This window comes from Pseudomonas sp. HMSC065H01, from assembly GCF_001815235.1.
GTDB lineage: Bacteria > Pseudomonadota > Gammaproteobacteria > Pseudomonadales > Pseudomonadaceae > Pseudomonas > Pseudomonas aeruginosa.
On the sequence record NZ_KV819932.1, the window covers coordinates 222,947 to 235,853 of the forward strand.

10 protein-coding genes are annotated in these 12,907 nt (G+C 62.3%); all 10 read right to left on the reverse strand.

Features of this window, described 5'->3' with window-relative positions; translation table 11 throughout:
• Positions 1-366 precede the first annotated feature (366 nt).
• On the reverse strand, positions 367-4,392 hold the full coding sequence (locus HMPREF3014_RS28410) for a helix-turn-helix domain-containing protein (RefSeq protein WP_023087082.1): 4,026 nt from the start codon (positions 4,390-4,392) through the stop codon (positions 367-369).
• Between the two features lie 74 nt (positions 4,393-4,466).
• On the reverse strand, positions 4,467-4,706 hold the full coding sequence (locus HMPREF3014_RS28415; protein WP_031633563.1) for a DUF2274 domain-containing protein: 240 nt from the start codon (positions 4,704-4,706) through the stop codon (positions 4,467-4,469).
• Positions 4,706-5,974: a TraB/TrbI/VirB10 family type IV secretion system protein gene (locus HMPREF3014_RS28420; protein ID WP_023087080.1), complete on the reverse strand. Its 1,269-nt coding sequence runs from the start codon at positions 5,972-5,974 to the stop codon at positions 4,706-4,708. The genes HMPREF3014_RS28415 and HMPREF3014_RS28420 overlap by 1 nt, the downstream gene beginning before the upstream one ends.
• 2 nt (positions 5,975-5,976) lie before the next feature.
• Positions 5,977-6,963 (reverse strand): P-type conjugative transfer protein TrbG, encoded by a 987-nt coding sequence (gene trbG / locus HMPREF3014_RS28425; RefSeq protein ID WP_023087079.1) that lies wholly within the window; start codon positions 6,961-6,963, stop codon positions 5,977-5,979.
• Positions 6,960-7,664 carry a conjugal transfer protein TrbF gene (trbF, locus tag HMPREF3014_RS28430; protein WP_023087078.1) on the reverse strand — a complete coding sequence of 235 codons (705 nt, stop codon included), beginning with the start codon at positions 7,662-7,664 and terminating at the stop codon, positions 6,960-6,962. The genes trbG and trbF overlap by 4 nt, the downstream gene beginning before the upstream one ends.
• 12 nt (positions 7,665-7,676) lie before the next feature.
• A complete protein-coding gene (gene trbL / locus HMPREF3014_RS28435) occupies positions 7,677-9,050 on the reverse strand; it encodes a P-type conjugative transfer protein TrbL (RefSeq protein WP_023087077.1) in 1,374 nt (457 codons plus the stop codon).
• Positions 9,047-9,376 (reverse strand): hypothetical protein, encoded by a 330-nt coding sequence (locus HMPREF3014_RS28440; RefSeq protein WP_023087076.1) that lies wholly within the window; start codon positions 9,374-9,376, stop codon positions 9,047-9,049. The genes trbL and HMPREF3014_RS28440 overlap by 4 nt, the downstream gene beginning before the upstream one ends.
• A gap of 11 nt (positions 9,377-9,387) precedes the next feature.
• Complete coding sequence (trbJ, locus tag HMPREF3014_RS28445; RefSeq protein ID WP_023087075.1) at positions 9,388-10,113, reverse strand: P-type conjugative transfer protein TrbJ; 726 nt, start codon at positions 10,111-10,113, stop codon at positions 9,388-9,390.
• On the reverse strand, positions 10,110-12,560 hold the full coding sequence (trbE, locus tag HMPREF3014_RS28450; RefSeq protein ID WP_023087074.1) for a conjugal transfer protein TrbE: 2,451 nt from the start codon (positions 12,558-12,560) through the stop codon (positions 10,110-10,112). Before trbE ends, trbJ begins: the two co-directional genes overlap by 4 nt.
• Before the next feature lie 15 nt (positions 12,561-12,575).
• Entirely contained in the window at positions 12,576-12,845 is a 270-nt protein-coding gene (locus HMPREF3014_RS28455) for a VirB3 family type IV secretion system protein (RefSeq protein ID WP_023087073.1), read from the reverse strand.
• Between the last annotated feature and the right edge of the window lie 62 nt (positions 12,846-12,907).

The window sequence follows — 12,907 nt, forward strand, 5'->3', positions numbered from 1 at the left end:
CAGTATTTATTTTATGCCCCGCCCCTCAACATGCCATGAAAAACACCATTGATAATGCGGGAGACATAGTTATTGAGAATATTATTTTCCGATTAATCAACGACTTATAAATCCACCTCACTCCCACTCGATCATCAATAGATCGCCTGAACCCGCATGGCTAAAGGGATTGGCTGTGATCGACAAAGGGGCTTACCGTCGCTTTTACCGTCAACCGCGCAGAGCTTTTGCTGACGCTGGAGATGGAGCGTTTTGCGAGGCGACGACTCTTGCAACACCATCATCAATCAGCAAGAAGGATACAGTAAGACGAGAGCGTCCGCCCGCAGAGCTCATCTGGACATTTCCCACCTAATTTATAGCCGCCTACTCATCCTCAAGTTCCATCGAGCGCTTCTCGTCTGCCTGCCGCTCAATGTTGTCCTTTGCGTACTGAAGAAGCCAGCCGTAGAGTCGGTAAGCCGGGTCCATCCTGCTCATTCCCTTGAGAGTTTTTTCTGCGTACTCCTGCAATAGCACATCCTCCCTGAAAGGCTCTCCGGCAAGCCCAGTACGCCCACCTGAGACTGCGGACGACCATAACGCCGAGGAGATATCTTTTACGGCTTTATCGCTGATGAGTTCCGCTTGACTTAGTAGCTCCCGAACAAACGGTGTCTCATCAATCACGAACGATTGATAAGCACTTCGTAGCGTACTCGCGATGACATTCACGTGAGCCTGGCCACCACCTTTTAGAAGGTTCAGCAGTAAATCGAGAACCTCAGAACCATACTTACCGCAAAGCCCCGATACACAGGCCCCTATATCCATCGCTAGCTTTTCGTCTGCCTGGCTATCCACAGCCCATGTAAGAAGCTCCTGCAATAGTCGACGTCCGTCAGGATGAGACAGCAACCCAAGCCCAGCACCGTTACGATCCCTGCGCATCGACCTATACCCGAGGCAGCGGCCAACGTCTTGCAATCTTCGTTTCAGCATCTCAACAACGTCTGCCGGAACCGTCTCAATAGCTTGCTTGAGAAACTCGATCACCCAATGATCATCGAGTTCAAGCAGCCGCTCTAACGCTCCCAATAGGATCCGCCACTGAACAGAGCTGATGTTCCCTGCCGGAAGGGTACTGCGATGCGCCAGGAGCATGAAGAAGTCATGGGTGGCGGAAGGACAAGCAATCAGGTTGGCTGTGCAGATCAGCTCTACCGCTAATGCTGGATTACGCCTAGCGACCTGACGAGAAATAGATGCAGCGTTGCGTAAAACTGAAGGTTCATTTGACTGGAAAATGCGTCGTAGAACCGGCAAATCCGCATCGGTGAAGAAGTCATCGGCCTGACGCGCATACGCCTCCGACACCATCTCCCAAGCACGCATCGAATCAGACGCCAACAACTCAGCAATCAAATCATGGCGGTTCTGATGTGCCATAAGAACCGCTAGTGCAGCCCCCGAGAAATTGTCCAAGGGAGACTGAGTATCAGACTGCATGGCCATGACCACTTTGGCCAAGTCCGCACGGTCTTGTAGCAAGCGACTAACAAAAATATGCGAGTTACCCCACCCTTTACCTGTCGCCTTATCTATCTCACAAAGCCAGTGATCCAAAAACTTGTATAAGTCCATCGCATTCGGAAACTCGACCGCAAGGTTAGTTATCAGCTTGAGGGTCTCCGTTTCGTGAGCCTTGCGCTCAAATGATTCGTCGCTATCCCACGTTTGATGCCCCCACGCATCGCCGATAAGCCTAATCAGGCGGGTCGGGAGGTCACGAGCCAACAATGCGACTATAGCCCGCGCCCTAGAACGACACTCTGGCTTGTCACTGTAAAAAGCATGCCAACTAACAGATATCCCTGCCTGAACCAACACCACCGGATGAACTGTGGCACCGTCGAGCACACGATGCACACGTTCAAGCAATTCAGCGTGCGCCGCATCCCATGCCTCATGATCTTCGCCGCCATGAATAGGGCCGCGAAGCGCTTCAGACAGCAGCCCCGCAGCAAGAAATGCCTTACGTGGGAGACTTTTCTCTATGGAGCTCACTATCACGTCGATTACTCGCGCCCGCACAGTCTTGGCGAGCTCGAAGTCCAGTTGGTATCGAGTAATCGTTAAACTGCGATTACTCGACGTAACCTCCTCCATCTCGGTCCCTAACGCCCCTTCTAATATGGTGAAAGGTGTGTAAAACCCAGACAGGGCTACAGGACGATCCAAGAGCTCAATAGCAAAAGCCACCACCCGCTCCACATAATCCACGGGCTTATTTGGTGAAAATTCAGCGAGTTCCCTCAGAATCCGAATTCCGTGATTCGGTTGCGAGTTTAGTGCACGGGAGTCTCCTCGCCCTGCCCGCCATAGCAGCACGCACCCATCTTCCAGAACATCCGAGTTGAAGACTGCATTTCGAATCATCCCGCACACGCCGTCGTCATCACCATGGCCTTCTTCTATAAGCCGCTCAGCGAAATTTAATGCCAAGCGTGGCTGGTAGTAGGCCACCGCCTCGACGGCGTGAATATGCGGATTGTGATACTTACCATGCCACTGGAGCTTACGGACGATACTGGACAGCAATGTACCGCCCTCGGTATCCCCGTTGCGTAAACGCCAGTCGAGACGACCCAGGTTGACCAGCAGATGCTTCAAGTACTCCGCATCAGCGAGATCAAAGACGTACTCAACTTTAGAGGTTACTGCCCCGCCGACACCTATGAAATTACGCTGAATGATGGAGTCAGCCAGCAAATCTGGAGCCAGCCGGTGACGAAGGCCGCGCTTAAAGAGAACCCCACCCTCACTCAGAAGGCGAAGAAGGCGCTGAGAATCTTCGTGCTCCAGCCCCTCTACCTCCCGCAGGATGCTAAGAAAACCCGGATCATCGAACACCACCGGCTGCAACAATGCGACCATCCGAAGAACGGCTTGAAGCTTGGGTACATCCTGCCCCGTCACGATCTTGCCAGAGATAATGTCTTCAAGCCTGGCAAGCACGTGCCCCTGGAAGTCCTCGCTGTTGCCAATCAATGCCGGCGAAACGTTCTCTTTGGCGACAATCTGAGCAGCTAACACCGTCACGAGGGGTGTGGGATAGGTCAACTCCGCGATGATCTCCGCCGCCTCAAGCGGCCCTTCGGAGGCCTGCAATACCTGCGTGGCGAGCACCTTCGCGTCCTGCTTAGAGCGTGGTTTTAATTCCACAGTCGCTACCTGGGGACTGTCCATCGCTACAAGTGCCGCTTGGTTACGTACCATAGCCCGACCGTATGATCGCAGCGATATCAGCAGCCTCGCTTCGTTCTCTGCCACTGACGCATACCGCATCAACTGAGCCAGGTCATCACGGTCATGAGCATCATCAATAATCAACAGCTTCGTACCGCGGCCCAATTCTTCTAAATGCTGCGCCTTTACGTCTTCCGTTGGAGAGACGAAAAGAATGCCGATATCTGGCTGTTGTTCGCGCACCCTCTCAACGACTTCTCGTAGCAATCGAGTCTTACCGTTACCCGGCGCCCCCAAGAGCATCGTAACCAACAGGTTGTCATCGAGGACATACTCTGTCAGCTTTTCGAGCTCTTCTTCTCTGCCCACCAACGACCACGCGTGATTGAAAAAACGATCACGATCGGTGAAGCCCTTAAAAAAATCTTCGGGCTTCTGAAACGGCCCCGATTCAGGCTCACCAAGAAGAGCTTGGCGCTGCCCACGAAAATATATGTCGACCAAATCTCTTCGATCGACCAGAGATAACTCACGAAATTTCGCAGAGATATCTATCCGATCCCATAGCTGCCAACCCGCATGTTGCACGATGGCCGTGCGGGCCTTCGGACTCGCAATATTGGAAAGCAACAAGACCTTAAGGTCTGATACATATGTGTGCTCAGCCACAGCAGCATGAACCTTTTGCGCCCCGAACTCCTCAACTCGCTTGCACTGGAAGGTATGCACGCCGAAGGAGCTTCCACGCACCTCGATATCAATGCCGTACTGTTTGCTGCCAGTACCGCCAAAGCGATTCACCACACCAGCACGACTGCGGTAATAGCGAGCTAGGAAGTCAGCACTGAAATTCTCGAAGCTGTCCGGCCGCAAGGAATGCAACGGGAGGGGAACGTCATATGTCGGTGCACCTTCAGGCTGGCTACTACTGGAATCCGGCAGCGCATATGCGGCGGCGGCCGTCATCGCACTCAACTCTGCACCAAGCAAGGCAGCGAGGTTCGGCAGTTCCTTCGCCCTTGGACGGGAGACTCCTTGCTCCCATCGACTTACCGTCTGCTGGGTGACGCCTGCTGTGATGGCAAACTCTTTCTGCTTCCAGCCCTTAGCCTTTCTAAGGGCAACAAGGAGCACCGCGAATTCAGGATATTTGACTAAGCTCATTGCCGCCCTATGCAGAAACACATTAAGTGTGTTTCAGATTACAGACAGGTACTCAAACGTCAAGCCCGCCTCGCTCAAGGCTGGGGCTTAGAGCGTTGATTCTCAGCCCGCTTGAACCCCCGATCACCTGCTAGGAATGCCTCAAGCATGTATGGGATCAACGTCACCGCATCGACCACCTCGCCGTAGGCCTGTGCATGTATCGCGGCATAGTGGTCGAGGTCAGCCTTCAAGCTGGCCGGGCATGTGAAGTTCAGTTTGACGCTCTCGGTCTTGGGCAACGGGCCCAGCCGCAGCTTTTTGGTTGTACTCATCATAGAGTCCCTCTACTGAAAAACAGCGGTTGGTAAGGTCGAAGCACCAGATCTCGGTTGACGATGATGCGCACCGGCAAGCCAGGCCGCTCGGTCAATGTGGGCTGGATATTCATGTTGCGCCGGGTCATCTCCTGTCCGACCTGGTTCACGCTGTCCTGTAGGCCGTCACGGCCGGCGATGATGATGCGATCGCCATCCTGGCGGTTCTCGGGCGCAGCCAGCTCGGCGCCGATACCCAGAAGCGTCGTCAGCGCAGCACCGGCGAAAACGCGATCCCAGTGCCAATCCACGCCGTCCCCCAGGCCGGCGTAGCCGGCTGGGTCTGTGCCCACAAGGTTGTCCAGCGTCAGCGAGGATGTGTCCGGCAGGATGATGCGGTTCCACACCACCTGCACACGGCTCTGTCCGTAGCTGACCTGGCTGTTGTAGCGGCCGAGAATGCGTGAGCCCTGCGGGATCAGCAGATGCTTGCCGGTCGCCGTGTCGTAGACCGGCTCCGTCACCGTGCCGATCACGTCGCCCGGAAGATCCGACTTGATGCCCGTCACCAGCGCGCCAGCGATCACAGTGCCGGCCATGACCTGGTACGGCGACACCGGTAGCTGCAGGCTCCCGGAATTGCGGGTATCCGTAGTGCCGGCTTGAAGGAATGCCTCTTTCTGCTCCTGCCGGTTCTGTACGGCTGTCGGGTCTACGGGTTGAGCCGCCGTCGAGGCGGGACCGTCGGCCAGCGGATCGAAGCCCGCCAGTGTTGTTCCATCTGCGACAGGTTGTGCCGGTGCAGCCATGGCTGGGCGCTGGCCGCCCGTGCGGAAAAATACCGACGAGGCTGCCGCTTCCTCCGCCTCCTTCAATCGCGCCAACCGTTCAGCCCCGGAGGGATCGTGTCCAGGTGTCGTATAGCTGGGTACCGCAGGTCGTTGCGACTGCACGATGGCGGGGCCAAGGTCGCCCGGTAGCGGCGGCCCCAGTTCGGGCGGCGGCAGCTTGGAGTAGTCCGAGGGCAGTCGGTCGAGCCCTTCGGAGCGCGAAACCCGGTCGACGTTGTACAGTTCGGCCGGATCGTTGCCGCCCCGTGGCTTCGATGGTTGCAAGGACCAGATGGTAGCTCCCAGCACCGCGGCGGAAAGCCCGCCGGCAAGCACGGCCAGGGTACGCCGGTTCAACCGCGTGACCGGGCGTGGCTGAGCGCGGAGCGCGACTGTTTCGGGCGGGACCTTGCCGGCTGGCGGCACGGCCAGATCGAGGGTATCGTCCTGGCTCATGCTCAGTTCCCTCGCGCCACGCCATCCGTGCGCTCGATGCGCACCACGTCGCCCTTGTCCCCTCCCAGGCGCAGCTCGGCCGCGCCGAACAGCCGGTCCACGATGTAGTACGGCGAACGGAAACGGTAGTTGACCAGTTGCCCATCGCCCTGCGCGCCGATCACGAACAGCGGCGGTAGCTCGCCCTGGGCGATGCCGGTGGGAAACTGGATATAGACCTTCTCGCCGTCGTCGAAGGCGCGCAGCGGCTGCCACGGCGGCTTGCTGCCGCTGATCGCATAGCGGAAGCGGATCTTCTCCAGCGAAAGGCCGGTATCGACCGGAGCGCTCGCCTGTGCGGCCTGCGCCTGGCGCTGCAACGCCAGCATCCGGTCCTTCGGGTAGTCCCAGGATACCGAGGCCATCCAGGCTTTCTCGGTCGAGGTCAGCTCAATCAGGTAGGTGCGCCGGCTGGTGGTGATAACCAGGTTGGTCTTGAGGCCTGAGCGGATCGGCTTGACCAGCACGTTGACGCGCAACGTATCGCCAGCGCCGCTGGATGTATCGCCGACGATCCAGCGCACCGTGTCGCCGGCAGCCACCGTCACCAGCTCCTCGCCGGCCTGCAGCGCGATCACGGTCACGCGTCCCGGCGCGGCATAGACCTGGTACAGCGCTCCATCGCTATAGGGCCAGACCTGGATCGCATTGACGTAACCCTCGCGCGTGGGCGCCACCCTCGCCTCCTGGTTCGCGCGCGACACCCTCACCTTCTCGTCGGCCGGCTCTGGGGCGGGACCGGCCTCGTCCGGCAATGGCTTCATCTGCCCCGGCATCGGCAGCACCTTCGGCACCGCCACCACTTCCACCGGCTTCGGCGGCTCGGGCAGCGGCTGCGCCCGCACCGGCTCGTCGAGCGAGATGCGCGGCGGCGGCTTGCCCTGGCTGGAGCAGCCAGCCAAGGCCAGCAGGACCAGGGGGAACGCGGACTTACGGAAGGACAGATTCATGGCTTGGCTCCTTCGGACGTATCGAGCTCGCGGCTCCACGACAGCCCGTTGACGTAGATGCCCAAGGGGTTCTTGCGCAAGCGCTGCTCGGTGCGTGGGGTTTGCAGAACCGTGGAGATCACCGCGTTCCAGCGCTCGGTGCCGGCAGGCGCGCCGTTGACGAAACGCCGCTCCGTCCAGCGCACGTTGAAGGAGGCGTCGCTGGCCCGCACGACGCTGCTGACCTGTACCGTCACCGACTCCTTGCCCACGCGGACGAACGGATCGTTGGTGCGCGCATAGTCGTTGAGCGCCGCCGCACCACGGTCGGTGGTGTAGTCGTAGGCTTCGAGCCAGTTCTGCCGCACCACGATCGGGTCGATCGACAGCGAACGCACCAGCGTGACGAAGCGCGCCAGGTGATAGGCGACCTGTGCATCGGCTGGCCGATAGGGTGTGGCGACCTCGCCGACCGCGCGCACCTGGCCGGTCCTGTCCACCTCCACCACGTAGGGCGTGACGATGGACTGCGCCGAGCGCCAGACCAGGCCGCCCGCCATCAGCAGCGCAAGCGCCAGGCAGCCGAAGGCCATCAGACGCCAGTTCTTCGCCCGCATGCGGGCCGAGCCGATGCGCTCGTCCCATGCCTGGGCGGCAGCCTGGTACGGGGTCGCGGGTTGTGGCGTCTCGGCGTAACGCACCCACGGTCGTTTGAAGCGCATGGCTTACCCTCCTTATGAGTCCGAATCCCGCAGGCTCGGACCACTGCCCGCTCCACCGCCGTCTCCACCGCGCAACGTGTGCGCGACGGTGGTGGCGGCATGGCTGATCTGCTGGCGCCTCTGCAAGCGTTTGGCCCAGGCAGGCTGCGCCGTTGCAGCGGGGGTTGCGTCGACAGACTCCCCCTGGGTCGCATTGCCTTGAATGCCCCTGCCGGTGCCAGAAGCGGCACCAGCCCCTTCGGTTTGGAAGGCGGAAGCAGCGCGTGACTTGAGCGAACGCATACCAGCGGCAACCCTCTGTCCTGCTGCCTGCGTGCCGACCTTGGCAACGCTGCCCAAGCCGGCCGCGGCGCCCTTGAGGCCGCCACCGGCAGCGGAAGATCCGAGTTGGAATGCGGCACGCGCACTGCTAGCTGTCGAGGTGGCGGCACGCACGCCACTGCCAGCCATCCTGGCGGCGGCCGGCGCCATACGCGCCCCGGCCGCAACCGCAGCACCGACACCAGTCGCATCGGCGCCGACGGCGACGGCCGTACCCGCCACGCCGAGTGCGGCGCCCGCCATAGCCCCCGCCCCCAACTGCGGGCCGCCGGAAATCAGCCCGGTGGCGATGCCCGGGCCGAAGATGCCCAGCGCGAGCAACGCCAGCGAGGCCAGCATGACCACCAACGCGTGGTCGATGGACGGCTCGTCGGGATGCACCTGGAACTCGGCGAACAGCCCCGTGCCGATGCCGACGATCACCGCCAGCACCAGCACCTTCACGCCGGAGGACACCACGTTGCCCAACACCTTTTCGGCCAGGAACGCGGTCTTGTTCCACAGCGCGAAGGGCACCAGCACGAATCCCGCGAGCGTGGTCAGCTTGAACTCGATCAGGGTGATGAACAGCTGCACCGCCAGCACGAAGAAGCAGACGATGACCACCAGGTAGGCCAGGAACAAGATGACGATGGGGTCGAGGTTGACGAACACCTCGGGGAAGCCGGTCAGTTCGCCGATCTGCTCCAGGATCGGCGCGCCGGCGTCGATGCCGGCCTTCGCCAGCCGCCCGGGTTGCAGGAAAGTCTCCATGCTGAGCGCGCCGGTCGCCGTCAGGCCCAGCCCGGCGAAGGAGCGGAAGACGATGCCGGCCAGCCAGTTGAAGTTGCCGATGATGTAGGCAAAGGCACCGACGTAGAGCACCTTGCGGATCAATTTCGCCATCACGTCCTCGCCCTGGCCGGTGGCGTGACCGAGCGACCAGTAGAGCCCGGCAATCGTCATGTCGATCGCTATAAGCGTGGCGGTCAGGTAGGCGACTTCACCTTGCAGCAGCCCGAAGCCCGAGTCGATGTAGCGCGAGAAGGTATCGAGGAAACGGTCGATGACCGTAACGTCGTTCATGGTGCGTCCTCCTTGAAGACAACCAGCCACGCAGCGCTTTCGGCCACCTCGTCGCCGGGCTCATCGAAGGTCGGTGGAACCGGCGGTACCGCCTCCAGAACAACGTACTCGCCCGGGCCGGAGTGGCCGGTGAAGAAGCGGCGCCGGTACGCTTCGGCGGCGGCCCTACAGATACCCTCGCCCACCGCCTGCCAGTCGGCCGAACACTCCGCACGCAACGTCGCGAGCCGCGCGGGATTGGCGGCCAGCGTTTCGGCCAGATACTCGCAGGGCGACCGACCCCAAGCCGCCAGCAAGGCAACCGAGAGCACGAGAACGCTACGCATGGCGGCCACCCTCAGTTCCCGTAGAACCGGACCGCCTGCGGCGTGTACGGCGTGCCCTCGCCCAGGAAGCGCCGCCGCACCTCGCGGGCGCGCTCGGTCGCCGCCGCCTGCCGCGCCAGCTCCAGCGAGGCGGCGCGATCTTGGGTGAGCTGGAGCTGCTGCGCCTGGATGGACTGCTTGGCCTGCAGGGCCAGCAACTGGTTGGTCGCCTGCATGGCCTGCAGGGCACCCGTCGCCGATTGGCTCTGCCCCACCAGGTCGGCCAGCGCGCTTTCGTCCTCACTCAGGTTCCGCGACACCTGCGCCTGCAGACGCATCGAGGTGTGCAGGCCGTCGAGCGTGTGCTTCCAGCGCTCGCGGGCGTCCCGGTACATTTGGTCGCCGCTGACGGTGGCGGCGTACTCCTCCGGGTACAGCCGCGCGAACTCTCGGTCGAGATTCTGCACGTTATAGGCCAGCCCCTGCGCCTCGGCGATAAGTTGCTCGCTCCTCGCCAGCGACGCGCGCAGCCGGTTGACGACATTGAAGTCCAGGCTCGCCAGGTTGCGCGCCTGATTGATGAGCATCTGCGATTCGTTCTGCAGTTGCTGCACCTGGTTGTTTACCTGCTCCATCGCGCTGATAGCAGTCAGGGTGTTCTGCACGAGGTTCGTCGGGTCGATGACGGTGAATGCCGACACGGGCTGAACAGCCAGCAACGACACCGAGAGCACGACGGCGAGCACGCGGGTTTTCATGGCGAAACCTCCAGGGCTTGGGCGGCCAGAGAAGGGACGGCGGATGGCGCGGACGGCAGCAGCTCGGCCGCCCAATCGAGGCCGCGATGGCGCAACCAGGCTCCGGCGAAACCCGGCACTCCGGCATCGCGCAGCACGTCGTCGATGGCGCGCTGGTCCTGGGGCATCGAGGCGCCGGCGAACGCGAGCGCGACCGGCCCCAGATCGAGGTCGAACAGGCGGTTGCCCGCACGGGACTGGTAGTAGTAATCGCGCTTGGGCTGCGCGGTGGCGACGATCTCGATCTGCCGGCCGTTGAGGCCGAAACCCTCGTAGATCGAGCGAATCTGCGGCTCGGTCGCCTGCGGGTTGGGCAGGAAGATGCGGCTCGCGCAGCTCTCGATGATCGCCGGGGCGATGGTCGAGTCCTTGATGTCGGCGAGCGACTGCGTGGCGAAGATCACGCTGACGTTCTTCTTGCGCAGCGTCTTCAGCCACTGGCGAATGCGCGCGGCGAACACAGGGTCGTCGAGGAACAGCCAGGACTCGTCGAGGATCAGCAGCGTCGGCGTGCCATCGAAACGCTCCTCGAAACGCGCGAAAAGGTAGCCCAGCACGGCCAGCACCGCCGCCTTGCTGGGCATCAGCTCCTCCATCTCGAAGCACTGCACATCAGCCATGCCCAGATAATCCAGGTCGGCATCGAGCAGCTTGCCGTGCGCCCCGCCCAGCACATAGGGCGCGAGCGCCTGGCGCAGCGCGTTCGATTGCAGCAGCACCGACAGGCCGGTGAGCGTGCGCTGTTCGACCGGCGCGCCGGCGAGGCTACCGAGCGCCGACCAGATGGCCGCCTTCTCGTCGGGGCCGATGGCCACGCCCTCGTGTGCCAGGCGACCCTCCACCCATTCGGCCGCCCAGGTGCGGTAACCCGCCTGGTCGATGCGCGCGAGCGGCTGGAAGGCGATCGCGCCATCAGCGCCCAGGTCATAGTGCTCGCCGCCCAGGCCCAACACCGTCGCCCGCATGGAACGCCCCATGTCGAAGGCGAAGATGCGCGAACCGGGGTAGCGGCGGAACTGCATCGCCAGCGTGGCGAGCAGGACGGACTTGCCCATGCCAGTCGGGCCGACGACCAGCGTGTGCCCCACATCGCCGATATGCGTCACAAGCCGGAAGGGCGTCGCGCCCTCCGTGCGGGTGATGATCAACGGTGGGCCGTCGAGATGAGCGTTGCGCTCCGGCCCGGCCCAGACCGCCGATACTGGTATCAGATGGGCAAGATTCAGCGTCGAGACGATGGGCTGGCGCACGTTGGCGTAGGCATTGCCCGGCACCGACGACAGCCACGCCTCCACCGAATTGAGAGTTTCCGGGATGGTCACGAAGCCCCGGCCCTGGATTACACGCTCCACCCTGCGCAGCTTCTCGTCGGCCAAGGCAGCGTCAGCATCGAGCACCACCACGGTGGCGGTGACAAAACCGAAGGCGACCTGGTCGCTTCCCAGCTCCTGCAGAGCGGCATCCGCGTCGGCCGCCTTGTTGCTGGCGTCGGTGTCGACCAGCGGGCTCTCCTGCTGGAAGAGGGTTTCGCGCAACAGCGCCAGGATGTTCTTGCGCTTGGCGAACCACTGGCGGCGCAGACGGCCAAGTTCCTTTTCCGCCTCGGCCTTGTCCATGCAGAGGAAGCGTGTGCTCCAGCGATAGGCGAAGCCCAGCCGGTTGAGGTCATCCAGAATCCCCGGCCAGGTCGAGGTAGGGAAACCACGTACCGTCGCCACGCGCAGGTGCGCGTCGCCCAGCATCGGCGCCAGGCCGCCGAACAGCGGAGTATCAGCCAGCAGCGTGTCGAGGTGGAACGGTACTTCCGGCGTGTCGATGCGGTAGCGTCGCGTCGAAACGGTCGCGTGCAGGTAGGTCAGCGTTTCGTCGTCATCGAGCCAGTCGAGCTCCGGCATCACGCCCATGAGCAGATCGAAGATGCGTTCGATCTCCGCGATAAAGGCCGTGAGGCGCTCGCGCCAGTCCACGCCGGCGGTAGGCGTGTGCTCGTACAGCAACCTGGCCGCGCGGGCATGCGACTCCTCCGGCGGCAGGTATTGCAGCGTGAGGTGGTAACCGCTCTCGAAGTGCTCGCCGGACTCCTCGAACGTAGCCCGTCGCTCCTCGTCCACCAACCACGACAGCGGTTCGGGGAAGTCCGAGTGCGGGTAATCTGCCGCCGGCCTACGCTCGGCCTCGACGAACAGCGCCCAGCCCGCGCCGAGCCGACGCAGCGCGTTGTTCAGCCGCGCGGTGGTGGCCATCAGCTCCCCTTGCGTGGCGCTGTCCAGGTCAGGCCCACGAAAGCGCCCCGTGCGCTGGAACGAGCCGTCCTTGTTCAGCACCACGCCGGGCGCCACCAGGCCGGCCCACGGTAGCCAGTCGGCGAGCAAGGCCGGGCGCTGGCGGTACTCGGTGAGGTTCAGCATCGTGGCCCCCTCCCCTCACACGTCCAGCAGCGGTTTGTGCTTGAGGTGCCGGGCGAACACCTGCATGAACTGCGGGTCGACACGCGCGCCCCATACCGCGAGCGCATGGCCGACCATCCACAGCGCCAGGCCCGGCAGCCAAAGCTGCAGGCCCAGCCCGACGGCGGCGGCCAGCGTGCCGTTAGCGATCGCCACGGTGCGCGGCGCACCACCGAGCAGAATCGGCTCAGTCAGCGAGCGGTGCAACGGTACCTCGAAGCCCGGCAGGTCGCTTCCCGTGCTCATACGACGGCCCCGCCGGAGAAGCTGAAGAAGGACAGGAAGAACGAGGACGCGGCGAAGGCGAT

Excerpts from the sequence above, each read along its gene's own strand:
- HMPREF3014_RS28415 (WP_031633563.1), bottom strand. The coding sequence starts at position 4,706 with ATGAGTACAACCAAAAAGCTGCGGCTGGGCCCGTTGCCCAAGACCGAG.
- trbJ (WP_023087075.1), bottom strand. The coding sequence starts at position 10,113 with ATGAAAACCCGCGTGCTCGCCGTCGTGCTCTCGGTGTCGTTGCTGGCT.
- HMPREF3014_RS28455 (WP_023087073.1), bottom strand. The coding sequence starts at position 12,845 with ATGAGCACGGGAAGCGACCTGCCGGGCTTCGAGGTACCGTTGCACCGC.
- trbE (WP_023087074.1), bottom strand. The coding sequence starts at position 12,560 with ATGCTGAACCTCACCGAGTACCGCCAGCGCCCGGCCTTGCTCGCCGAC.
- trbG (WP_023087079.1), bottom strand. The coding sequence starts at position 6,963 with ATGAATCTGTCCTTCCGTAAGTCCGCGTTCCCCCTGGTCCTGCTGGCC.
- HMPREF3014_RS28410 (WP_023087082.1), bottom strand. The coding sequence starts at position 4,392 with ATGAGCTTAGTCAAATATCCTGAATTCGCGGTGCTCCTTGTTGCCCTT.
- HMPREF3014_RS28420 (WP_023087080.1), bottom strand. The coding sequence starts at position 5,974 with ATGAGCCAGGACGATACCCTCGATCTGGCCGTGCCGCCAGCCGGCAAG.
- HMPREF3014_RS28440 (WP_023087076.1), bottom strand. The coding sequence starts at position 9,376 with ATGCGTAGCGTTCTCGTGCTCTCGGTTGCCTTGCTGGCGGCTTGGGGT.
- trbL (WP_023087077.1), bottom strand. The coding sequence starts at position 9,050 with ATGAACGACGTTACGGTCATCGACCGTTTCCTCGATACCTTCTCGCGC.
- trbF (WP_023087078.1), bottom strand. The coding sequence starts at position 7,664 with ATGCGCTTCAAACGACCGTGGGTGCGTTACGCCGAGACGCCACAACCC.